A 22,933-nucleotide genomic window follows, 5' to 3' on the forward strand; every position below is an offset into this window, starting at 1 on the left:
AGGCTACCATACAATATATTGTGGTTCAATGGTTATGGTGTCTTAATGATCACACCAATGCAACGAGATACGACACAGCAGTGAACAGTACGGCACTCACCGCGATCTGCTTGCGTGTAAACAGATTAAATGGACACCCTTCGCTGGTTCCGTATGTGAGCTGACGTACGAGAGGTACGTTTTCAAGCCTTATGCGATTGCTACACTGTTGAAGCGATGGACAAGGTGTCCGGTGACGCAAATCGCCTTCCAAATGTGTGCGTTGGCAGTGATCGAACGGTATCACGTTGCCTGTGGCTGCGGATGGAGCGACATGGGGTGCGCGAGCGAGTGCTGCCGTGCCGGATACCGCCCACATTGTATCTTCTATTCTCATTTTCAGCCCCTTTGCTCTTGCATAGAACCTTTGTTCGTGTTTATAATAGACCGAACAAAGGTTCACGTCAATAGAATTTGAAACAAATGTTCGCTTTTCTTAAAGGAGTTGGCTATGGACGAGAAGATCACCAAACGGCAACAAGCCGTACTGGACTGCATCGAGGAATGCATCCGGGAAAAGGGCTATGGGCCCACCGTTCGGGAGATCTGCCAATCGCTCGGCCTGTCCTCCCCTTCCACGGTTCACGTGCATCTTAAGGCGCTTGAGCAGAAAAACCTTATTAAGCGCGACCCCTTAAAGTCGCGCTCTATTGCCTTAGCGCATCCGATCGACGCGGCTCCTGCTGCTGTTGCAACCTCGCCTATGGGATTCAGCAAAACTATCAACGTTCCGCTCGTTGGAAATGTAGCCGCTGGCACACCGATCCTCGCTGAAGAGAACATCACTGAAACCATCACGCTTCCCACCGACATCGTTGGCGATGCGCCGTCGTTCATGTTGTCAGTGCGCGGCGACTCGATGATTGAGGTGGGCATCAACGATGGAGACTACGTGGTCGTGAAGGAGCAGCCGGTTGCCAACAATGGTGACATCGTGGTTGCAATCATCGACGATGGAGCGACTGTCAAAACGTTCTATCGCGAAAAGGATCACGTTCGCTTGCAACCAGAGAATTCCTCCATGGATCCCATTATCACGAGAGACTGCTCCATTGCAGGAAAAGTTGTAGCCGTGTTCAGACGGTTGTGATCAAAGCTATTTACTGGTTACTCTTCGGACAGAACGTCGAAACATACGATGTCGGAACAAGCATCGTCAAGTGTGTGCCGTCTGCTTCGTAGTATTCGGAGAGAATGTGACAGCGCTCATGCGCAAGTGACACGAGATTACCGTTATTGTAGGGAATAACCGTCTCAATGTGAACGTCGCTTGATGCGGCGGCTTGCGCCAGACGGTTAACCAAATCGTCTATGCCTTGTCCCGTGCTCGCCGAAACAAGCACACTGTCGGGACGCCGTGCGCGCAGCGCTTCTACTTGCGCGCTATCGAGCAAGTCGGTTTTGTTTAGCACCTCAATGCGTGGAATGTTCTCGGCATGGATTTGCCCCAGCACATCTTGCACTGCTTCAATCTGCGCATCTCGGTCGGGTGACGAAGCGTCGATCACGTGCAGCACCAAATCGGCACCGGATATCTCGTCAAGCGTCGACTTGAACGCTTCCACGAGTGTGGTCGGGAGCTTTTGGATAAAACCAACCGTGTCGGTTATGGTGATTTCACGGCCTTGTTCAAGTTCAAACTTGCGTGTGGTGGAATCAAGCGTGGCAAACAGCTGGTCGTAGCTGAGCACGTCAGCGCCGGTTAAACGGTTGAGAAGACTTGACTTTCCGGCATTTGTATACCCAGCAAGCGCGACTTTGAACATACCGCTCGCGTATCTGCTCTCGCGTTGTACGTTTCGTACGTTTGCAAGATGGGCAAGCTCAGCGCGTATGGAAGTGATGCGCTTACGTACCAGTCGGCGGTCTACTTCAAGCTGGCTTTCACCTTCGCCAAATCGTGACCCTACGCCGCCACCCATGCGGTTCGAGGCTAAATGTGCCCACATGCCGCGCAGACGCGGCAGCAGGTACTGATTCTGTGCGAGCTTGACTTGAAGGCGGCCTTCTTTGCTGGTTGCATGCAATGCGAATATATCCAAAATCAGTGCCGTACGGTCGATTACTTTCACCGCCTGTCCAACCGCTTTCTCCAGGTTCGACTGCTGTGATGGTGTGAGCTCATCATCGAACACCACCAAGTCAGCTTCAAGACTGCAGCATAGTTCGGCAATTTCTTCTGCTTTTCCGGTTCCAACAAACGTACGCGGGTTGGGAGATGTAAGCTTTTGGGTTGTGGTGGCCACTACGTCGGCACCGGCGGTATCAGCCAACCGTTCGAGCTCAGCGAGTGATGAATCGAGTGACCAGCTCATATTTGGTCGTTCAACACCAACGAGAACCGCACGTTCGCGGCGTTGTTCGGAAAACAGATGCGGGCCACGCGTAATAACGGGTTCGAATTCAGACATAAACGAGCTCCTTTGCCTACGATGACTGGCACACGCGTTCGCATGTGACCATTATGATGTAACGGAGGGGTATCGCCTGTGCAATGAGCGCACAGAGATGACTAGATCGCGAACATCGTTGTCATCACATCAATAGAGCTCCTTTTTGTTTCGTGATCATACGGATCGACCCATGATAGCATAGCGCGCCGACGCCTTCGCTCTACAAGCGAACCGTACCTGTGAAGCTTTCCTTCGCCGGCCCCGTCATCATAACGTGATTGTTGTTTGCCCAGGTAATGTGCAGCGTACCGCCGCGCAGTACTACGTCGTTCTCGCACCCGGCTCGTCCGGTTAGGCATGCAGCGACATTCGTGGCGCACGCCCCAGTTCCGCACGCAAGTGTTTCAGCACACCCACGCTCGTACACGCGCATGTGGATGCCGTCTGCTTCAACGCAAGCAAATTCAACGTTTGTTTTCTCGGGAAACGCAGTGTGGCTTTCGAAGTACGCACCAACCGTATTCACATCAAATGTAGCAAGGCGCTTGTCGCCTGGATGAGTGAATAGAGCGTCGGGCAGCGCGTCGAATGAATCGATAAAGCAGATGGCATGCGGGTTACCCATAGAAACACACGTGAAAGCAAAGTCACCCCATGGGGAGGTTAGAGCTGCTTCGCGTACGTAAGGAACCCCGTGTGGCGTTTGCGCATTTGCGTCTGCGGCGACCGGAACCTTGCTCGGTTCGAGAATCGGCTCACCCATGTCGACCGTAGCGGTTGTCATCTTCCCTGCTTCGTCGACAGAGAAGCGGATCGGTTTCGGGCCTGCTAGGGTGTCGGCTACTAATTCGCCTGCAGAAGCATCGACTAAACCACGATCAACCAGGTACTTTGCGAAGCAGCGTACGCCGTTACCGCACATTTGTGCGAGCGTTCCGTCGGCGTTGATGTAATGCATGTACGCCGCGCATTCCTCGCGCGCAGACGGGCGCACCATGATGACGCCATCGGCTCCAATGCCAAAGTAGCGATCGCATAGGTATGCGACCTGTTCATCGGTGAGCGAAAGTTCATTCGTCAAGTCATCAATGAAGACAAAGTCGTTTCCTAAGCCATTCAGTTTTGCAAAATTGATGTTCATGTGTGTCCAATCTATCGTGCGAGTTTTCTTGAGTTCTCTGATGATTGATAAGTCGCATCCATGCTAGCAACGATGTGTAACGCCTCTGTTAACAGGGCGTCGGTGAAACCGTCGTCTGCATTGATCCACCGGATACGCGAATCCTTACGAAACCAGGTGCGCTGTCGCTTCGCATAGCGTCTCGTTGCTGTTTTGATGCTTATGATTGCTTCTTCAAGCGTGATGCGCCCGTCAAGTGCATCAACGATCTCCTTATAACCAATTGCCTGAGGTGAGGTAATACCATCTCGAAAACCGTTTTTAAGCAGGCACGTAACTTCTTCCACCAGCCCTCGTTCGACCATGGTATCAACGCGGGCGTCTATGCGTGTGCGTAGTATGTCGGGCGTAACTGCAAGCCCAATAAACGTTGCCGGCACCACCTGAGGAATACTTGCCAGTCGCGTTTTCTGCTGCGCATAGGTAAGCCCCTCATCAAGCAGTTCAAACGCGCGTACCACACGTTTTACGTCGTTGGGAGCAATAATGCGGGCGCTTTCCTCGTCGCGTTCGCAAAGCTGTTCCCAAAGAGCATGAGCCCCGTACTTGCGGGCGAATTCCATCCAACACTCGCGAGTAGGATTATTCTGCTGTTCACCTTTTGGGAACTCATACCCGTCGATAGTGGCGCGTACGTAAAATCCCGTACCACCGCACAGCACAACGCGCTTGCCACGTGAACTGATGTCAACGAAGCGCTCGCGGGCGTAGGTTTGAAAGAGCGCAGCGGAGAATGACTCTCCGGGGTCAGCGATATCGAAACCATGGTGCGCAACCACGCGATCGACTTCTGGAATCTTTCCCGTACCAATATCCATGCCACGGTAGATCTGCATCGAGTCAGCACTAACCACTTCCCCATCGATATGTTGCGCGATGGCTTGTGCCAGGTCGGTTTTACCCGATGCGGTAGGCCCCACCACGCAGATGACCGGCGTGGTAAGGTTAAGGATGTTGATGGAGCTGTCAACCATAGGAAGCGGTTAGCGAACGACCTGGCCGGAGAGATACCAGGTTTTCGCCTGATCAACGCGAACGTTCTGGATTGAACCTGCAAGGCTTTCTGCTGAAGTCCCCTGCGGGATGGGAGCGTGTACCGTCTGATTTTTGGGGCTCTTCCCCACGAGCAGTCGTGCATCGCGTCTCGATGCTCCTTCAACAAGCACGGGTACAGTGCGTCCGGCATCAGCCTGGTTGCGCTCGAACGCTTGGTGTTGCACGAGATCGACCAGGCGGTCAAAGCGATCTTGAATGACTTCACGCGGAGTGTCATCGGGTATCGAAGCGGCAGGTGTCCCTTCACGTTTGGAATAGATGAACGTGAATACTTGATGGTATCCAACTTGTTTCACCAAGTCGTATGTTTGTTGGAAATCATCTTCCGTTTCTCCAGGAAACCCGACGATGATGTCGGTCGACAGCGCAATGTCAGGTACTGCCTTACGCAGCTTGCGTACAAGCTCGAGATAATGTGCGGAAGTATAACGGCGGTTCATGGCTTCGAGTATCTTATCGGAACCCGATTGAGCGGGTAGGTGGAGCGCTGGCATAAGTGAGCGAAGCGTAGCGAACTTCCCGATAACCTCGTCAGTCAGATCCTTTGGGTGACTCGTTGCGAAACGGAGCCGCTCGATTCCTGTCGCGTCGATTGCATCGAGTACGTCGGCGAATCGTGGTTCTCCGTACAGATCGCGGCCGTAGGAGTTCACGTTTTGCCCCAGCAGCGTGATCTCCTTTACACCGGCAGCGACATAGGAACGGGCCTCGCTAACGATGTCGTCCATCGCACGTGACTTCTCACGGCCACGCACGTACGGCACGATGCAGTACGTGCAGAAGTTGTTGCAGCCGATGGTGATGGGCAACCACGCCGCCCAGGCATGCTCGCGGGAAGTCGGCAGTTCGGTTGGGAAGCTGTTCGCCGAATCGAGCACCTCAACATGGTGTCCACAATCGGCAATCGCTTCACCCAACAGGCTTGGCAGCGAGACGAGGTTGTGTGTACCGAACACTACATCGAGATGTGGTAGCTTCTGTATGAGTTTTTCGCCATCGCGTTGGCCGATGCAGCCTCCCACGGCAACGATGCGTTTCGTAAGCGGAGATTCTTTTCGCAAGGGCACGTTTTTCAGCGATGCCACCTGGCCGTATAGGCGTACATCGGCCGCTTCGCGCACGCAACACGTCATGTAGATGACTATATCAGCTTCAGGGATGGAGTTGACCGGCAACGAACCTAAGCCTTCGAGCATGCCCGAAATGCGCTCGGAATCGTGTTTGTTCATTTGACAGCCGAATGTGACAACATGGAAAGTCGTTCCAAAGAATGGCGTAGATGTCGTCATGAGGTACCTCAGTTCGAAGCAAGGTGGCCATTGTCTGCATACTGCGCACCATGTGTTGTTGCAGTGCCGTGCAGGTAGCGAGGCTCGACCGAAAAGCGAATGGCGGTGCGATACTCTCCGTCGATAACGATGTCGGCAAACGAGGGAACGCAGGCGATTTCAATGCCGATAGGTGCAAGAAAGCCGCGCGATATAGCGATGGCCTTCACTGCTTGGTTTACTGCGCCAGCGCCCACCGACTGGATTTCAACACAAGCGCCATCTTTGATCATGCCTGCAATGGCACCCGCAACTGATGCAGGGGATGACTTTGATGAAACCTTCAAACAGCCGATATCGGCTTTGCGATCATGATCGGACATGGAATTCCTTTGGTTTGTGCTTCGTTTAAACTGCGTGTAGGCTCAAGCGATGGTGTATATGCGCAACGCGCGAGCAACAGACAGCATTCTACCATTTCATGGTGCACAATCAATCGGTTTCGCCTAATCAACGGGACGAAACGGAATGAATACGCGAATGCCGTCTTTTCCAACCGTCACTTGAGGATCGACGTCGGGTTCCAGATAGTAGCGCGCTGCTATGTCGTCGTAGGCTACTCGTACGGCTTCTTCAAGCATGTGTCGGTCATTGTCGTGGAGTTTGAGCCCCTTGAGCACGTGATCACTCGTATGATTTGGGGCTTTTGAGTTTGACTCCTTGTGTGACGTGTGAGTGTCTTGTTTGTTTTGTCGAGTAAGCTCGGCAGCGACGATGCTTGCCAAGTCGGCAGGGGCTGCTATTTCGCCGTTAAGGATGCGCCGTGCCGATCGAACCGACAGATCGAGCCCGATCGCTTGCGCGTTGGCGGCGAAATGTTCCGGGCTAGCACTTGCCGCTAAACGTTCGCAGAGGGGAAGGCTGCTTGAGTCTGCGTGGAAGATACGCCTTTCCGCCGACATCGCATGTAAGCCACGTTGGTATAAACACGATGCGATTTCGGTCGAAGAACCTGCGAACACAAGACACTGATGATGAGAATCAAGCGCAAATTCGCAGGCGGTGCGCACGATGTTGCGTGGGCCGAGTACTTTCACTGAGGATGCTTCACGGTGAAACGAAGGAAACGTTGACTGGTCGGCCTTCTCCCCCACACGCTGCACGTCAGTTTCAACGAGCAGTGCCGTGCCTAACCCCTTATCCGATGCAAGTACTGAAGCTATTTCGGCGTTCTCGCGGATGGAGAAAAGAGCCATGCCCCTTCCGTGCACACCCCACGTATCGATATGCATGGTGTCGAGCTTCGAGGTCACCCGAGGTTCGAACACTGCATCGTGCAAATGGGGCGGAATGCCGCATCCGTTGTCGATCACGCAGATTCGCCGTCTGGTGCCCTCACGCGATGTTGCGAGATAGATTTCGGTTGCATCAGCGTCGCGGGCGTTTCTGAGCATCTCAATGACAATGTCCTCGCTTGATCTGATGTCGTGAACAGCCTGGCGTCGCTCCGCCTCTTCCGACCTGAGACGAACAAAGCCATCTCCAAGATCGTCTTCGATCCGGAGATGGCTTGTTGTGCAAACAGCGTCGATGAATTGTTCGAGCGATGCGGAATCAGACATCGTGATACGCAGGTTATTTGGCGATGCCGATGGCGCGGCTCTCTCGAATAACCACGACCTTCACTTGTCCGGGGTACTGCATCTCGCTTTCGATGCGCTGGGCGATATCGTGTGCAAGCACTGTGGTGGTAGCCTCGTCAACCACATCGGGCTCAACCATCACGCGAACCTCACGTCCCGCCTGGATGGCATATGTGCGCTCGACACCTTTGTAAGAATTCGCGATTTCCTCGAGCTTTTCGAGACGCTTGATGTACGCGTCAAGGGTTTCCTTGCGTGCACCAGGACGAGCGGCAGAAACTGCATCAGCGGCCTGAACCAACACTGCGAGTACACTTTGCGGATCGATGTCATTGTGATGTGCTTCGATAGCATGCACGATCTCAGGCTTTTCGCCGAAGCGCCGTGCAAGGTCGGCGCCAATGACAGCGTGGCTACCCTCGACTTCGTGGTCAACTGCTTTTCCTAAGTCGTGCAGAAGACCGGCACGCTTGGCAGGAATGGGATCAAGCCCCAGCTCGGATGCCATTACGCCAGAAAGGTAGGCAACCTCAAGAGAATGATTGAGCACGTTTTGCCCGTATGAGGTGCGGTACAACAAGCGACCAAGTGTACGCACGAGCTCGGGGTGCAGGTCGTGAATTCCCGTGTCGAACGTGGCTTGCTCGCCGGCTTCCTGGACACGCTGATTCACGAACGTTTCGGCCTTTCCGAACATCTCTTCGATGCGAGCCGGATGGATTCGACCGTCAGCAATGAGGTTTTCCATGGTGACACGGCCGATTTCGCGGCGAACCGGATCGAAACACGAAATGGTTACGCACTCCGGCGTGTCGTCGATGATGAGATTCGTGCCAGTTAACTGCTCAAATGAGCGAATGTTGCGGCCTTCACGTCCGATAATGCGGCCCTTCAGGTCGTCCGACGGTATGCTGATGGAGGAAACCGTGGTTTCAGCCGAATGATCGGCAGCTACACGCTGGATAGCAAGGCTCAAGATAGAGCGGGCGCGCTTATCTGATTCGGCTTTCACGCGGGCTTCCGCATCGCGGATGATAGCGGCGGACTCATGAGCAACGTCATCCTTGAGCGAAGAAAGTAGCTCTGCTTTCGCCTCTTCTGAAGTCATACCAGCCACGCGCTCAAGGTGTTGTCCCACTTCGGCTTCTGCCTGATCGAGCTTGCGAGAACGGCTTTCTAGCTGACCTTGTAATGATGAAATCTGATGTTCGCGGGCATCGAGAGTTTCAACTCGCTTGTCAAGTGACTGTTCACGCTGGCTGAGGCGCGATTCAGCGACGCGTACTTCCTTCAGGCGTTCTTTACTTTCAGCTTGGGCTTCTTGCTTGAGCTTGAGAGCCTCGTCCTTTGCTTCAACAATAGCTTCGCGTTTGAGTGTCTCGGCTTGCCGCTTCGCCTCGGCAACGACGCTTTCCGCCTCTTGAGCGGCGCGTTTCGTGGATGCGTTGACCAGGTAACGAGCGATTACGAAGCCGAGGGCGATGCCGATGGCAGCGCCGATGAGCAACCATAGATAACTTGGCATGTTATGCCCCCTTTCATGTATGGGTTTACTTATCCAATCGAGTTTGCTTTCCATGAAAAAACCCGGGTGAACCGGGCATGAGTAAGCGCACGTATGATGAGACGCCTTATACGATTGTATATATAAAGCACCTGCAACAGGCGCGATCACTCAAGCTCCCCTAATGATAAAGGTTTGGCAAGCATTTGTAAAAAACTCCCTGCGAAAAAACACTCAGGATCTTATGTTCCTGTTGTCCTATTGTGTCCCTTGGGTAACTATGCTCTGCTCGCTCCATTCGCGGGCAACCACGGCGGATATATGTGAGTCGAAGCCCTTGCGCATGAGAAAGCGATATGCGCCTTCACGTTGGTTCTTTGAACGGGGTGGATGCGCAAGCAACGCAGTGCGAGCACGCTTGAACTCATGACTATCCCCTAAATCGGTTTCCGCGAACGCCTCCACCGTAGCTGGATCGATGTCTTCGCTCTCAAGTTCTCGTGCGATGCCTGCGCGGCCCTTTCCCTGAGCAAGACGACTTCGCACGAGTACGTCGGCAAAACGGGTGTCGTCAAGAAGGCCGCAACGTACTGCACGGTCTACTGCACTATGTGCAACATCAGAGGAAAACCCTTCGTGTTCGAGTTTACGTAGCATGCCTGCAGTGGACTGCTCCCGCCGCACCGAAACTCGTGTAATTCTACGAAAGGCGTCTTCTTCGGTATACGTGCGCTCTGCCTTTCGGGAGACTTCACTTCGGGTATTGCAGCTCTGACGGTTGTAGACACCTTTCCCTATGCTATTTATACGCGTGATGGATGCTTGTTTGTAATGGTTAGAGCCCGATTCCATTGCCGCTATACGAGCGCGCAGTTCTTCGATCGTCGCATTGTTCGCCATACGCGTTACTTTTTACCCTTCGGTTTTGCTGCAGGTGTAAGCGCGTCAGCCTGTGCCGCCTCGCGTGTGATAATGGGCACGCCGTAGTATTCGCGAACCTTCACTTCAATTTCGTCGCGTAGATCGGGGTTGTCACGCAGCGTCTGCTTCGCAGCTTCTCGGCCCTGCCCAAGGCGGTCTTCGCCATAGGTGTACCAGGCGCCACTTTTCTTCACAACACCGCTTTCGGCGGCCATGTCGATGATGCTACCTTCGCGCGAGATGCCCTCACCGAACATGAGATCAAATTCTGCTTGGCGGAACGGCGGCGCTACCTTATTCTTCACGACTTTAGCGCGCACGCGATTGCCAATGTTCTCGCCATCTTTCTTTATGCTGTCGATGCGTCGGATATCGATGCGTACGCTCGAGAAAAACTTAAGTGCCCGTCCACCCGTGGTGGTTTCGGGATTACCGAACATAACACCAATCTTTTCACGAAGCTGATTAATGAAAATGCACGTGGTTTTCGATTTCGACAGTGAACCTGCCAGCTTGCGCAGCGCTTGCGACATCAGCCTCGCTTGCAGGCCAACCGTCGTGTCGCCAATTTCCCCTTCGATTTCAGCACGGGGAACAAGTGCTGCTACCGAGTCGATAACGATAGCATCAATAGCACCGGATCGCACAAGCATATCACAGATCTCAAGTGCTTGTTCGCCGGTGTCGGGCTGAGAAATGAGCACTTCATCGATATCGACACCTAAGCGAGCCGCATATACGGGATCGAGCGCGTGCTCGGCATCAATAAAGGCAACAACTCCTCCGAGCGCCTGCGCCTCGGCGAGGATCTGTAACGCGAGTGTGGTTTTGCCGCTTGATTCAGGCCCGTAGATCTCAACGATGCGACCGCGAGGAACGCCACCAATGCCGAGCGCAGCATCAAGTGGTAGTGCTCCGGTGGGTATGGCCTCTACGATTAGATTATGCCCGTTGTCTCCGAACTTCATGATCGAACCCTTGCCGAACTTCGATTCGATCTGATCGGTGGTGACTTTTAGCATCTTCGCTTTCTCGTCGTTCATGCGAGTCCTTCCCCGTCGTGCTGCGAGCGTTTCCTGTTGATAATCGAATCCTATACGAACATCTGTTTGGAATCAAGCTCTTTCATTGAATTTTGATGCAACGACACGATAACCGAAATGAACTCGCTGTTTGTAGCGGAAACCTTGCAGGAATCTTAGAGGTTCTTGCAAATATCGGTACGAATTGCATGCTCGTTTTTGTCAAAACGCATTCGGATAATACGGCGAATACTCGCGATGTCCTGATTTGATGCACAAACAAGGAAGGAGCCCTTTGAGGCCCCTTCCTGTCGCATCCAGTCACGCTTTGCTTTCGCGCGGTTGTACTTCGTGTCGCCATGTGTGCCATGCCCGCACGCGAATCCGTTGTAGTGTGGCTTTTTTGCCAGAGTGGCCTCTTCGGCCGATTGTCGCCACACCACGTTGCCGCTTCCGTGAGCAAACATATTCCGTTTTTTCGACATACGCCTCACCTCCTTCAATGTATTGCTGACGTTCTTCCACATCATAGCACAGACGTTCTTGAGCGTGTTCTTTCGATTCATTCATACCTGTTATCAGGTTATTTACTGCAGAAAACTAGCAATTACTCGTTAATTGTAGTAGACTAGCAAAGACTAGTTATTAACCGTGTAGAAACTAGGATAAACTATGGTACGACCATCGAACCAGACGCGCAACACGCGTGAGGAAATTCTGAATGTGTCCATGACGCTGTTTGCAACAAGAGGCTTTAAGGCAACCACCGTAAAGGAAATTGCTGCCACTGTGGGCATTAAGGACGCTTCGTTGTACAACCATTTTCCAGGTAAGCAAGCTATTTTCGACGCTATTATTGAGCGCGAACTTACACGGATTGAGCATGCGTTTCAAGATTCGAATGCCATGTTCGATATGAGTGACAGCTCAAGCATATCCATTGCACACAGCATTGATCAGCTTGAAGATGCTCTTATGAAAAGCTACGAACCCTTTTTCACTGATGCGGGAATGATTGCGCTTCGTAAGATGCTTACTGTTAATCAATTTGAAAGCGAGCAAGCAGGAGTGCTCTATCGCAGGATCTTTCTCGATCAGCCGCTCGCGTTTCAAACGTCTGTCTTTGAGCGTCTCATTGCGATGCGTGCGTTCGCTCAGGGTAATGCGCGTATCGCCGCATATGAATCATATGGACCTGTGTTCGTTATGCTTTCCCAAGGGCTTAGCTGGAAGGAAGCTCAACCGAAGATCCGTGCCCTTCTTCGGGCGTTCGAGCGCTCACACAATGCGCAAGACCAATAGCAACATGCTGTTGCTTTACGTGTTTATGGTATACGTGGTTCAATGGAATTGCTTGGAAGCATCATACGTGTCGAGCAAAAATCGGTATCTTTAACTGACAACCCACATCAAGCAAGGAGCATCATGAACGAATCTATGCAATCTGTAGTAACTAACGCAGCTGTTGACACTTCCCGACCGTTTGACGACGACGAAACCTCGCTGGGAGCATCTATTGCCAAGCATCGAAAGCTTCGAGGCCTTACCCAGGAAGAGCTGGCGCGGAAGCTTTACGTTACCCGACAGGCGGTGTCGCGCTGGGAAACCGGTGAAACGATGCCCGGCATTGACATGCTCAAGCTTATTGCCGTAACGCTCAATGTGCCCATTGCACATTTGCTCGAAGCACCCGCCAGCGTCGACGGCTACTGCCAAAGCTGTGGCATGGGATTTTTTGGTCAGCCGGAAAACCATGGCACCAATGCTGATGGAACACCGTCTGCTGACTACTGTACCTGGTGCTACCAGAATGGTGAGTATGAGCGTGAGGAAACCATGGACGACCTTATTGAGCGTTGTGCGCCGTATATGATGGAATCGACGCATGTTTCTCATGACGAGGCTGTCTCGATCATGGGAGCCATTCTCCCCAACCTGAAACGCTGGAAGGATTAGGAGCTGCTATGCCGCGGGAGAGCCTGACCACACAGCGTGAGCGTGCTGGCACTATCGAAGAACGCATGTTTTCGCACTACGGTGAGGGTGCGTGCTCTCTTGAGCACGAAACCCCTTTTCAGTTGACCGTTGCTGTGGTGTTGTCAGCACAATGCACTGATGCTGCCGTAAACAAGGTGACACCAACGCTGTTTATGCGTTATGGCACCCCAGAACGCATGGCGGCTGCAAGCCCCGCAGATATCGAAGCAATCATTCATTCGCTGGGGTTCTTCCGTACCAAGTCGAAGAATCTCATCGCGCTCGCACAAACTGTGCTCGCCGAGTTCGGGGGCGAGATTCCCAATGATATCGACAAGCTACAGAAACTTCCAGGCGTTGGCCGCAAAACCGCCAACGTGGTCATGTGCCAAGCGTTTCGCAACCCGCAAGGCATCGCTGTTGACACACATGTGTTCCGTATTGCCCATCGGCTGCGTTTCGCCACGCGCAATGACGATACCCCAGCGAAAACTGAGGCAAAGTTGCTGAAAGTCCACCCGCGGCAAACCTGGCTCTACATCAACCACCAATGGGTGCATTTCGGGCGTGATTATTGCCGCGCACGCAACCCGAAGTGTGCAGAGTGCTTCATTTCTGACCTTTGCCCGAGCTTCGGCTGTGAAGCGCGTTAAGGGAACAGTGGTTTATTCCGCCAGTTCTGGCGTCAGGAACCTTCAAACCCAGAACAAGACGGCCTATGTTTAGTGTTTCCTTAAACGGATACGAGAACACCGCTACTTAAGCCTAAGCTTGACGGCCAGTCAACACCGATAGCGCGTGCTTGTGCATACGAATGTCGAATTCCCGTCCGCGTATGCGTTCGCCATCGGCCTGAGCTGGCAGCTCGCTTTCGAAGCGTACGTGCACGCCACTCGCCTGTGCGAGGTGGATCTGGCGAAACCTTGTATGATGTCCGCCCTTGGCAAGCAACAGAATGCCTGTGGCAGAAAGCGAGCTCAGTGGTGGTGTCGCTAAACACACATCGAAGAGTCCGTCATCGATGCGGGCACTCGGACACACTTTAAAGCCGCCTCCATACGTAGGTCCTATTTGCACGGCGAACAGGTGGGTTTCACCAGATAAACGCTGTGGAGCTGCAACGGATGCGCTATCGTGCACAACTTCTGCATCATCCATGAGATCGGTGGCGTTTGCGTGTTCAAGTTCGACATCTACTTCAACGACAGGGTGGTTATTTCTAGCGCTCACATCGTTAGCACTCTCTGTGCCGTTTAATTCTAGGCTTTCCCATCTATCGGCAGTACCGGTAAAGCCGGTCATATCGGCGCCGAACGGGAAGGGACGTAAGACCCCAAACAGCTGCGCGATTGCGCTTTCCAGATACAGAAGCGTACCGGTACGCCCTGTTCGTTGCCGGCGCTCGACCGTATCGAGCGCGATGGCGGCATCCAGCCCAAATGAGAGCGTTTCGGCGAAGTATTCTCCGTTCACGCATCCAACATCGGCAGGTGTAATGTTGAATTCAAGGAGCTGTTTGAGGGCGCGGTCGGGTTTTGCTGACATACCAAGTGTTGCCGCATAGTCGTTTCCCGACCCGAAGGGAATAAGCCCAAAACGAGGACGATCCGTTTCGTTGCGAGCCATCAGCCCGTTAACCACTTCGTGTACCGTTCCATCACCTCCCACAGCGATTACGGTGCGGTATGTTGGATGAAGCGTTCGTACGATATCGATGGCGTGCTGAGCATACTCGGTTGGGAATAAATCACATGCGTCTGCTCCCATGGCACTACGCAGCTCACACACGATGCGCTGAGCAACGTCTATCCCTGCGCCGCTTCGTGCTGCTGGGTTCGCGATAACGGCAATTCTCGCAAACTGATGCACGGTTTCTCCTTTTCATGATGGATGGCGGCGTGTACTTGATCGAGCCGCTCTGCGACATAATCGGCTACTTTGTCGCGTTTTGCAAGGGAAAACGCAACAGTGTCGTTTCACGTCACCGCTCACCGCTTGTCGGCGTCTTTCCCCCGGTAATATGGGTTTTCTTGTTGCTTTTGTCGCGCATCGCTACAATGCAGGCATACAGCGAAAGGGGTATCAATGAAAAAGCAGACCGTAGCCACGTTTCGCGCGGCGAAGCAGGCAGGCACCAAGCTGGCCATGCTTACTGCGTACGACTATTCAACCGCAAAATTGGTTGATGAGGCAGGTATTGAAGGCATTTTGGTGGGTGATTCGCTGGGCATGACCATGCTCGGATACGATGACACGCTGCCCGTAACCATGGACGACATGGTGCATCACACGCGCGCAGTTACGCGCGGTGCCGAGCATGCGCTCGTGGTTGCCGACATGCCGTTCATGTCGTACCATCTTTCACCCGCTCAAGCGGTGGAAAATGCTGGGCGACTGGTGAAGGAAGGCGGCGCACAGGCGGTTAAGATTGAAGGAGGCGCACAGTTCGCATCCGAGATACAGGCCATCACTCGCGCATCAATTCCCGTTATGGGGCATTTGGGTCTCACACCACAATCTATCAATGCGTTTGGCGGCTTTAAGGTGCAGGGTAAGACCACGCAGGCTGCACAGCGTCTGGTTGACGACGCCCGCGCAATCGAAGCGGCGGGTGCGTTTTCCATCGTACTCGAGTGCATTCCATCTGAACTTGCGGCTATTATCACAGAAGCAGTGGATGTTCCAACTATCGGCATTGGTTCGGGTGCGGGATGCGATGGGCAAATTCTGGTGTATCAGGACATGCTGGGTATGTACGGAAACATGGCACCGAAGTTTGTTCGTCGGTTTGCCGAAGTGGGCGACATGATGAGAACGGCGTTTGCCGACTACCGTACTGCCGTGCAGGGTGGGAGCTTTCCTGCCCCCGAGCATACGTTCGCCGCGCCTTCGGGCACGTTCGACGGTGTGAACTAGCTGTTCGGTATTACCCAAACCGCTGAAGAGACACAATTGACAACGAGCAATACGGGTGCGGACGGGTTCAGCCAAGACTGCATCCGTACATAGAAAAGGATCATTCATGACGCAGATCATCACCACTATAAGCGAAATGCGTGCGCAGGTGCACGCTTGGAGAAACGCTGGCGAATGTGTTGGCCTTGTTCCCACCATGGGCTACCTGCACGAAGGGCATAAAAGCCTCATTGAACGCTCTGTTGCTGACAACGATCGCACGGTGGTGAGCGTGTTTGTAAATCCCACGCAGTTTGGTCCGAACGAAGACCTCGAAAGCTACCCGCGCGACCTCGACCGCGATGTTGCGCTCGTTACGCATGCCGGTGCCGATGTGGTGTTTCATCCCGAACCTGAAGAGATGTACTTCCCTGACCGCTCCACCACCGTACACGTGGAGGGCTTGGGAAACGAGCTATGTGGTAAGAGCCGCCCGATTCACTTCGACGGCGTGTGCTTGGTGGTAAGTAAACTCTTAAACATCACCACGCCCGATCGTGCGTATTTCGGACAGAAGGACGCCCAACAGCTGCTTATCGTGCGGCGCATGGTGCGCGATTTGAGCATCGGTACAGACATCGTGGGCTGCCCCATTGTGCGTGAACCCGATGGGTTGGCGAAAAGCTCGCGCAACACGTATCTTTCGCCTGCTGAGCGGGCTGCGGCCGTTGTGTTATCCCGTTCGCTTGCGTGTGGCCGTGCGGTGGTTGAATCTGGCGAGCGTAGTGCTGAGGCCGTGCGTGCGGCCATACGCGCCGAACTGGCAACCGAACCGCTCGCCGAACCTGAATACGTCGAAGTTGTTGACACGAATACGGTAAGTCCCGTCGACGTTATAGCTGGTGAAGTGCTGGTGGCTATTGCGGTACGCATCGGCACCACGCGCCTGATCGACAATTTCTTCTTCGATCCGGCCGCATAGGCGTTGTCTATCACTTTTGATTGAGATACCGCTTAGTTTATAAACCAGTAACACGTACGTAAGCCCATAGGTGTTTAGAGAACGTTCGAGAAAGGACCATAAAACCCCATCATGCAGCTGACTATGTTGAAGGGAAAGATTCATCGCGCCATCATACAACAAGCCGACGTGGACTACGTCGGATCTATCACTGTTGACCCGGTACTGCTTGATGCGGCTGGCATTCTCGAGTACGAGCGTGTGCAGGTGGTCGATGTGAGTAATGGCGCACGCTTCGAAACCTACACCATCGCTGGCGAAGCAGGAAGTGGCATGGTGTGCGTGAATGGCGCTGCGGCGCATCTGGTTACGCCGGGAGACCTTTGTATCATCATGTGCTACTGCCAGATGACACCTGTTGAGGCACGCGAACATCGCCCACGCGTGGTGTTCGTTGACGATAAGAACGCCATTGCCAAAGTTGCGCGCTACGAGCGTCACGGCGAAATTCACTGACTCGCTGGCGCATTCCGAATATAACGTGACGAGGTGTGATTCTCGTCACGTTATTACTTTTCGGTAACCTCGCTTGCAAGCGTCTCTAATGCGGCGCGCACTGTCAATCGTCGCACCTGACTGCGATCGCCTGGTACGAACAGCCGCATCGCTTGTGCTTCGTGTGCATTGGCCCAACCAATCCATACGGTTCCCACTGGCTTGCCCGGCTCCGCTCCTGTAGGTCCGGCAATTCCTGTTACCGACACCGCAACGTCGCAGCCAAGTGCTTGACGAGCGCCGCGAGCCATATCAAGCGCCACTTGTTTGCTTACTGCCCCATCGTCGGCGAGTGTGCGGGAACCGACATGCAGCGCCGCATACTTCACCTCGTTCATATAACTGGCAATGCCACCACGAACCACCGTTGAGCTGCCGGGCACTGCTGTCAACGCCGCACAGATTCCACCGCCTGTCAGGCTTTCGGCTGTGCCTATGGTCACACCGCGCTTGGCGGCTGCGGTAATCACGCTGCTCGCCGTTTCAACCAAGGCGCGGTCTTGCGCCAACGCAAGCTCAGCTTCGGTCGCCGCGCGTGTGTACGTTTCATCTTCGGCGCGCGTCGCATCGAGGTTTTGCGCTAGTAGTTCGATTAACGATTCGGACACAGGCTGCGCTGCTGTGTCCGGGTCTGCCGTGGCTCTCTTGCCCGACGGCGCAAAGCCCAGCAGTTGCTTCGCCTTCACAAAGTAATCGAGCATGCTCACAATGGTCAGCACTAACGCTACGATCATTACAAGCCAGGCAATAATATAAAGCGGGTTTTGGAGTGGATTGTCGCCGCTTTCAAAAGGCACGCCGTCCATCACGATAAACAGCACAATCGCCACCATCTGGGTAACCGTTTTTGCCTTGCCATACCAGCTTGCGGCAATCACCGTACCTTGATTCGCCGCGATCATGCGGATACCCGACACGATAAACTCACGCGACATGATGATCAGTGTCACCCAAGCAGGCAGTACGCCCAGCTCGGTGAGCGACAACAACGCTGCTAACACGAGTATCTTGTCGGCGAGCGGGTCCATGAACTTGCCGAAGTTGGTCACTTCGCCGCGACTGCGGGCTAAATATCCGTCGAGTGCATCGGTAGCTGCGATCAGCACAAACACCGCCGCCGCAACCCAGGGCTTCCACACTTCGCCGCCATCAAGGAAGGGGAACCAATCGAACCAGGGAGCCAAAAACACTACTACGAACACCGGCACGAAGCAGATGCGCGTAAGCGTCACGATGTTCGCCGGCGTCCAGAGACGTTCTTGTGGTTCCTGAGCCATGTTTATTCACCTTCCATTTCGTACAGCAGCGTATCGGTGATGGTAACCCGCCGCACGTCGCCGACGTTTCCTTCGCTCACATACACCACACCGTCGACCTCGGGTGCTTGGCACATGGCACGCCCGAACAGTTGGCCATCCTCTTCAATACCTTCGATCAGCACGTCAAAGGTACGCCCAATGCGTGCAGCAATAATCTGGGAGCACACACTGTCGGCAATGTCGCGCACACGTTGGGCACGATCGCGCTTCTCATCTTCATCAATTTGGTCAGCTAGCGCCGCCGCACGCGTTCCTTCTTCGCGCGAGTACGGGAATACACCCACGTAATCGAAGTAGCCCTCCTCCACAAACGAGCACAAATCCTCGAACTGCTCATCGGTTTCACCGGGAAATCCGGCAATGAGTGTGGTCCGCAGCACCACATCGGGAAGCATGCGGCGAATCCTATCAACCAACTGCACGAACTCGTGCCTGTTACCATGGCGGTTCATCGCCTGCAGCAAGCTTTCATCAACGTGTTGCAGGGGAATATCAAGGTAGTTGCAGATGTTATCGTGCTTGGCGAATACGTGGAGCAGCTCGTCGGTTATTCCTTCGGGTTGCAGGTACATCACCCGAAACCACACGTGGGCGAACTCATCAGCGAGGCGATCCATCAAACTTGCGAGCGTATCGTCGGAACCTAAGTCGGAGCCCCATCGCCCAGTATCCTGCGCGATAAGCACAATCTCTCGTGCGCCGGCAGCTATGCGACGCGACACCTCTTGGCGGATGTCGCTGTACGTGAAGCTGTGATAGCGCCCGCGGATGTACGGGATCGTACAGTACGAACAGAAGCGATCGCACCCGTCGGATATCTTCACGTATGCCGATACCGCGCTCATCTCCTGGTCAGGCAACGCATAATCGGCAGCTTCGATGTTAAGGGCGCTGGTACCTGCACCGTTCGCTTCGCCGTATGAGAAATCATCGTCAATCGGTTCCACGGTGCGATCAATGCCAAACAGGTCGCACAGGATGCTCACAATGTCGTCTTCCTTACTGCATGGCACAAACATGCTTGCTTCGGTTAGCTCGGCGGCGAGATCGTCCCCGTAGCGCGCCGGCATGCAGCCCGCCACCACAAGCTTCGTGTGGCCACAACGCACAGCATCAAGGGCCGCCACGTCGAGAATTGCCTCAATGCTCTCTTCGGTTGCGCTTTGAATAAACGAGCAGGTGTTCACCACCACAGCGTCGGCGTCAGCAATCTCATTAACAATGGAGAAGCCTGCATGCGCAAGCCGCTCCTGCATATGTGCAGTGTCAACTTCGTTTTTCGCACAACCAAGCGTGAGAAACGACACTGCCAACGGCAATGTTTCGTGTGAAGGGTGCGTCATGGGATGCGCCTAGCGATAGTTCACGTACTGAAGGGGCTGACCGTAGTCTTTCTCCTTCAAAAACGCGATAACCTCTTGCAGTGTGTCGCGGGAAGCTGAGCTTACGCGCAGCTTGTCACCTTCGATGGTTACCTTCACCTTCATCTTGGTGCCGCGAATGTCCTTCGATATGGTGCTGGCGGTATCACGGTCGATACCTTCGACGATAGTTGCCATCTGACGTACGCTTTGTCCGGCCGCGGGTTGTGGGTCACCCCACTTCACGGCGGAAAGCTCGATGCCGCGGCGAACAAGCTTTGAGCCCAACACGTCGATGACTTGCTTTGCTACGAAATCGGCGGGAGCCGATACGGTAAAGGTCTTCTTTGCTTTGTCAAGCGTTATTTCCGCGCCGGAACCTTTGAGGTCGTAGCGCTGGGAAAGCTCCTTGCGAGCCTGCTGGAACGCATTGTCTATCTCTTGCATGTCGACGGTGGAAACCACGTCAAAGCTTGATTCCTTAGCCATGGAAGCATCCTTTCTCGCATTGCGATGCGCATTGGTACAGCCACGATGTTATCCGTATAGGATACCTTACCTTTTCCTTATGAAAGGGCGTAACGTGCAATCAGCGCGCACGCGCACGATAAAAGCGACATATTGGAAAGCAAGCAAGATTCGCGAGAGATAGTTGTTCAAAGCCACCTGCGCAGGGCTGAATGTTATCAGCAGTTCGCTCGCTCCTACGACAGGAACCGCTTGGGTAGCGGTAGGCGTACAAGGCTGCCACTTTCAAGGCTTTCGGGCACGGCGATCTCGTAGTAGCTCTCCGTTGTCGCATGACCGGCACCTTCGACGAGCACTCGTTCCTCAGACCCCGCCCGGGCTGCATAATCTTGTTCGCGCAGGTGGTCGCTTAGCTGACGCAGGTGTGCCGCTCGTTCAAACCGCAGCGCATGTGGAACTTGGTCGGTGCGCTGCGCCGCTGGCGTACCTTTGCGAAGTGAATAGGGAAACACATGCAGTTTCGAGAACCCACAGGTAGTACATACAGCGCACGTTTCTAAAAACTCTGTTTCTGACTCGCCAGGAAACCCGGCAATCACGTCGGTTGTGAGCGACAGACTGGGCACCTGAACTCGCAAGTCGTCGACAATTTCACAGAATCGTTCTGCGGAATACGGGCGAGCCATCTCGCGCAATACCTTCGAACTTCCCGATTGCAATGGCAGGTGCAAATGCCGACAGATACGCCCCTGAGTGCTTGACAGTAACTGCACGAAATCGGGCGCGACATCGCGCGGCTCGATACTCGACACGCGGAAGCGAATGAGTTCCTGCGTACCGCGCGCACTACGGTCGGTTGCCTCGAGCAGGATCTTCAGTAGTCCCGCAAGGCGCACCTCACTCGCCGATCCCGTGGACGCATGGTACGACCCCAAGTTGATACCGGTCAGTACCACTTCTTTCGCACCCGCCTGTGCCAGCTCGAGCACTTCGTCGACAATCGACGTGACCGAACGGCTCCAAGCGGGTCCGCGAGCTACGTGAACGATGCAATAGGTGCAGGCGTTGTCACAGCCATCCTGTACTTTTACGCCGACACGCGTGCGAAAGCTCTCGCCAATACGCAATGCGGTTGCATGCGTGTGCGTAGTGTCCTCAAAACCATGCAGCTCCATGCGATCGAGCAGATGCACAATCTCACCAGCTGAGGCATCCTTATCACCAGCCAAGACATCTTCGATGATGCTCGATTGACCTTCAAGCACTTGCAGCAGTGTGCCTTTTGGTGCCACAACCACACGGTCACTCATGTCGGTATACGTTTTTGCGTCGATTGCTACAGCGCAGCCAGTCACTACCACCAACGCATCGGGGTTCGCGCGCAGCGCCTGATGGGTTGCCTTGCGCGTTTTCCGTTCGGCCTGACCCGTGACCGTGCAGGTGTTCACTACCACCAATGCCGCATCGCCTGCATCGGTTGGGACGTGTCCGCGCGCCAGTAGCGCCGCTGCAAATGAATCGGATTCGACGCGATTCACCTTGCAACCGAGATTAATCACCTGAAACTTCATCTGTTGCCCCTTGCGCCTAAGCATCCCAGCTCGTAAAGCACAAGCGCCGGAGCGACCACGCCAGCGGTTTCGGTGCGCAGGATACTCGGTCCAAGCGACACAGTAAACCCGCATTTAACACCTTCCACGATGCGACTGACTTCACGATCAGCAAGCCCTCCTTCCGGGCCGACCACCACAGCTACACGTGCATCGGCAACCTGGCTGCAGGCGCAGCGCTTCATCCCTTCCCACAGAGCTTCATCAATGGCGGCTGACCCCGGCGCTTCTTCCCAGCAGACAAGCACAGCTGTTGCCTCACACATAAGCTCAATTGCCTGATCGAGTGTTGCAACTGGGGCAACATCGGGCACGAAGGGCTGCCCTGACTGCATGGCGGCCGACTTTGCAATAGCCTGCCAGCGCTCGCGTCGGGAAGCCGCCTTCTTCGCATCCAGCTTTACGATTGCGCGTTCGCAGGCAAGTGGCACAAACGCTGCTACACCTAACTCAGTGGCATGGCGCACGACCGAGTCCATCTTGTCGCCTTTTGCCAGACCCTGCACGAGTATCACCTGCGGTCGCGACGTCTTTGCGTCTTCACGACAAGCGATGCGCACGATCGGAATTGCATCGTCAATACGAACGATCTCGCACTCAAAGTAGTCGCTTGCGGCGTCTACTACAGCAACATGTTCGCCGGGTACAAGACGCAGCACGCGGGCATGCTTAGCATCGTCTGGCGCAAGACGCAGCGGAAACACCTCGTTGGTTTCCGCTGCAAGTACCTGATTATCCAAAAAGAACCGATGAAGAGACAC

At 54.2% G+C, this 22,933-nt stretch carries 23 protein-coding genes; 7 read left to right on the forward strand and 16 right to left on the reverse strand.

Going from position 1 to position 22,933, the window contains the following annotated elements; genetic code table 11:
* Positions 1-490 precede the first annotated feature (490 nt).
* Entirely contained in the window at positions 491-1,129 is a 639-nt protein-coding gene (lexA, locus tag G7Y43_RS03540) for a transcriptional repressor LexA (RefSeq protein ID WP_165044151.1), read from the forward strand.
* Positions 1,130-1,139: 10 nt separating this feature from the next.
* Here lexA and hflX read toward each other — a convergent pair whose 3' ends face one another.
* From hflX to G7Y43_RS03590, 10 genes are all read right to left on the reverse strand, one after another.
* Entirely contained in the window at positions 1,140-2,450 is a 1,311-nt protein-coding gene (gene hflX / locus G7Y43_RS03545) for a GTPase HflX (protein ID WP_165044153.1), read from the reverse strand.
* 202 nt (positions 2,451-2,652) lie between these two features.
* Positions 2,653-3,573, reverse strand: coding sequence for a diaminopimelate epimerase (gene dapF / locus G7Y43_RS03550; RefSeq protein WP_165044155.1), 921 nt, complete (start codon positions 3,571-3,573; stop codon positions 2,653-2,655).
* A gap of 11 nt (positions 3,574-3,584) precedes the next feature.
* Positions 3,585-4,586 (reverse strand): tRNA (adenosine(37)-N6)-dimethylallyltransferase MiaA, encoded by a 1,002-nt coding sequence (gene miaA / locus G7Y43_RS03555; RefSeq protein ID WP_165044157.1) that lies wholly within the window; start codon positions 4,584-4,586, stop codon positions 3,585-3,587.
* Between the two features lie 9 nt (positions 4,587-4,595).
* Positions 4,596-5,957, reverse strand: coding sequence for a tRNA (N6-isopentenyl adenosine(37)-C2)-methylthiotransferase MiaB (gene miaB, locus G7Y43_RS03560; RefSeq protein WP_165044159.1), 1,362 nt, complete (start codon positions 5,955-5,957; stop codon positions 4,596-4,598).
* An 8-nt stretch (positions 5,958-5,965) separates the two neighbouring features.
* Positions 5,966-6,292 (reverse strand): stage V sporulation protein S, encoded by a 327-nt coding sequence (locus G7Y43_RS03565; RefSeq protein ID WP_241158143.1) that lies wholly within the window; start codon positions 6,290-6,292, stop codon positions 5,966-5,968.
* Positions 6,293-6,442: 150 nt separating this feature from the next.
* Positions 6,443-7,558, reverse strand: a complete 1,116-nt coding sequence (locus G7Y43_RS03570; protein WP_165044163.1) for an ATP-binding protein — start codon at positions 7,556-7,558, stop codon at positions 6,443-6,445.
* Between the two features lie 13 nt (positions 7,559-7,571).
* Positions 7,572-9,104, reverse strand: a complete 1,533-nt coding sequence (gene rny / locus G7Y43_RS03575) for a ribonuclease Y (protein WP_165044165.1) — start codon at positions 9,102-9,104, stop codon at positions 7,572-7,574.
* A gap of 237 nt (positions 9,105-9,341) precedes the next feature.
* Positions 9,342-9,983, reverse strand: coding sequence for a regulatory protein RecX (locus G7Y43_RS03580; protein WP_165044167.1), 642 nt, complete (start codon positions 9,981-9,983; stop codon positions 9,342-9,344).
* A gap of 5 nt (positions 9,984-9,988) precedes the next feature.
* Positions 9,989-11,047: a recombinase RecA gene (gene recA / locus G7Y43_RS03585; protein ID WP_165044169.1), complete on the reverse strand. Its 1,059-nt coding sequence runs from the start codon at positions 11,045-11,047 to the stop codon at positions 9,989-9,991.
* A 155-nt stretch (positions 11,048-11,202) separates the two neighbouring features.
* Entirely contained in the window at positions 11,203-11,511 is a 309-nt protein-coding gene (locus G7Y43_RS03590) for a hypothetical protein (protein WP_165044171.1), read from the reverse strand.
* Between the two features lie 187 nt (positions 11,512-11,698).
* On the opposite strand from G7Y43_RS03590, the gene G7Y43_RS03595 reads away from it, so the two are divergent.
* From G7Y43_RS03595 to nth, 3 genes are all read left to right on the forward strand, one after another.
* Positions 11,699-12,328, forward strand: a complete 630-nt coding sequence (locus G7Y43_RS03595) for a TetR/AcrR family transcriptional regulator (RefSeq protein ID WP_165044173.1) — start codon at positions 11,699-11,701, stop codon at positions 12,326-12,328.
* 123 nt (positions 12,329-12,451) lie between these two features.
* A complete protein-coding gene (locus G7Y43_RS03600) occupies positions 12,452-12,982 on the forward strand; it encodes a zinc ribbon domain-containing protein (protein WP_241158139.1) in 531 nt (176 codons plus the stop codon).
* A gap of 8 nt (positions 12,983-12,990) precedes the next feature.
* Complete coding sequence (nth, locus tag G7Y43_RS03605; protein WP_165044175.1) at positions 12,991-13,656, forward strand: endonuclease III; 666 nt, start codon at positions 12,991-12,993, stop codon at positions 13,654-13,656.
* Positions 13,657-13,768: 112 nt separating this feature from the next.
* On the opposite strand, the gene G7Y43_RS10660 is transcribed toward nth, so the two are convergent.
* Positions 13,769-14,872 (reverse strand): diacylglycerol kinase family protein, encoded by a 1,104-nt coding sequence (locus G7Y43_RS10660; protein WP_241158140.1) that lies wholly within the window; start codon positions 14,870-14,872, stop codon positions 13,769-13,771.
* Positions 14,873-15,088: 216 nt separating this feature from the next.
* Here G7Y43_RS10660 and panB point away from each other — a divergent pair, with 216 nt between their 5' ends.
* The 3 genes from panB to panD all read left to right on the forward strand — a co-directional run bounded on the left by panB (position 15,089) and on the right by panD (position 17,375).
* Entirely contained in the window at positions 15,089-15,919 is an 831-nt protein-coding gene (gene panB / locus G7Y43_RS03620; RefSeq protein WP_165044177.1) for a 3-methyl-2-oxobutanoate hydroxymethyltransferase, read from the forward strand.
* Positions 15,920-16,025: 106 nt separating this feature from the next.
* Positions 16,026-16,880 carry a pantoate--beta-alanine ligase gene (panC, locus tag G7Y43_RS03625; RefSeq protein ID WP_165044179.1) on the forward strand — a complete coding sequence of 285 codons (855 nt, stop codon included), beginning with the start codon at positions 16,026-16,028 and terminating at the stop codon, positions 16,878-16,880.
* Positions 16,881-16,991: 111 nt separating this feature from the next.
* The gene (gene panD / locus G7Y43_RS03630) at positions 16,992-17,375 is read left to right on the forward strand and encodes an aspartate 1-decarboxylase (protein WP_165044181.1); all 384 of its coding nucleotides are present in this window, start codon (positions 16,992-16,994) and stop codon (positions 17,373-17,375) included.
* Between the two features lie 53 nt (positions 17,376-17,428).
* Here the strand turns inward: panD and pgsA are convergent, their stop codons facing one another.
* The 5 genes from pgsA to G7Y43_RS03655 form a co-directional block, all read right to left on the reverse strand.
* Positions 17,429-18,691 carry a CDP-diacylglycerol--glycerol-3-phosphate 3-phosphatidyltransferase gene (gene pgsA / locus G7Y43_RS03635; RefSeq protein ID WP_165044183.1) on the reverse strand — a complete coding sequence of 421 codons (1,263 nt, stop codon included), beginning with the start codon at positions 18,689-18,691 and terminating at the stop codon, positions 17,429-17,431.
* A gap of 2 nt (positions 18,692-18,693) precedes the next feature.
* A complete protein-coding gene (rimO, locus tag G7Y43_RS03640; RefSeq protein ID WP_165044185.1) occupies positions 18,694-20,076 on the reverse strand; it encodes a 30S ribosomal protein S12 methylthiotransferase RimO in 1,383 nt (460 codons plus the stop codon).
* A gap of 9 nt (positions 20,077-20,085) precedes the next feature.
* The gene (locus G7Y43_RS03645) at positions 20,086-20,583 is read right to left on the reverse strand and encodes a YajQ family cyclic di-GMP-binding protein (protein WP_165044187.1); all 498 of its coding nucleotides are present in this window, start codon (positions 20,581-20,583) and stop codon (positions 20,086-20,088) included.
* A 215-nt stretch (positions 20,584-20,798) separates the two neighbouring features.
* Positions 20,799-22,133, reverse strand: a complete 1,335-nt coding sequence (gene mtaB / locus G7Y43_RS03650; RefSeq protein WP_165044189.1) for a tRNA (N(6)-L-threonylcarbamoyladenosine(37)-C(2))-methylthiotransferase MtaB — start codon at positions 22,131-22,133, stop codon at positions 20,799-20,801.
* On the reverse strand, positions 22,130-22,933 hold the full coding sequence (locus tag G7Y43_RS03655; protein WP_165044191.1) for a 16S rRNA (uracil(1498)-N(3))-methyltransferase: 804 nt from the start codon (positions 22,931-22,933) through the stop codon (positions 22,130-22,132). The genes mtaB and G7Y43_RS03655 overlap by 4 nt, the downstream gene beginning before the upstream one ends.

Origin of the sequence: Adlercreutzia sp. ZJ138, assembly GCF_011038935.1 — a bacterium.
Lineage (GTDB): Bacteria > Actinomycetota > Coriobacteriia > Coriobacteriales > Eggerthellaceae > ZJ141.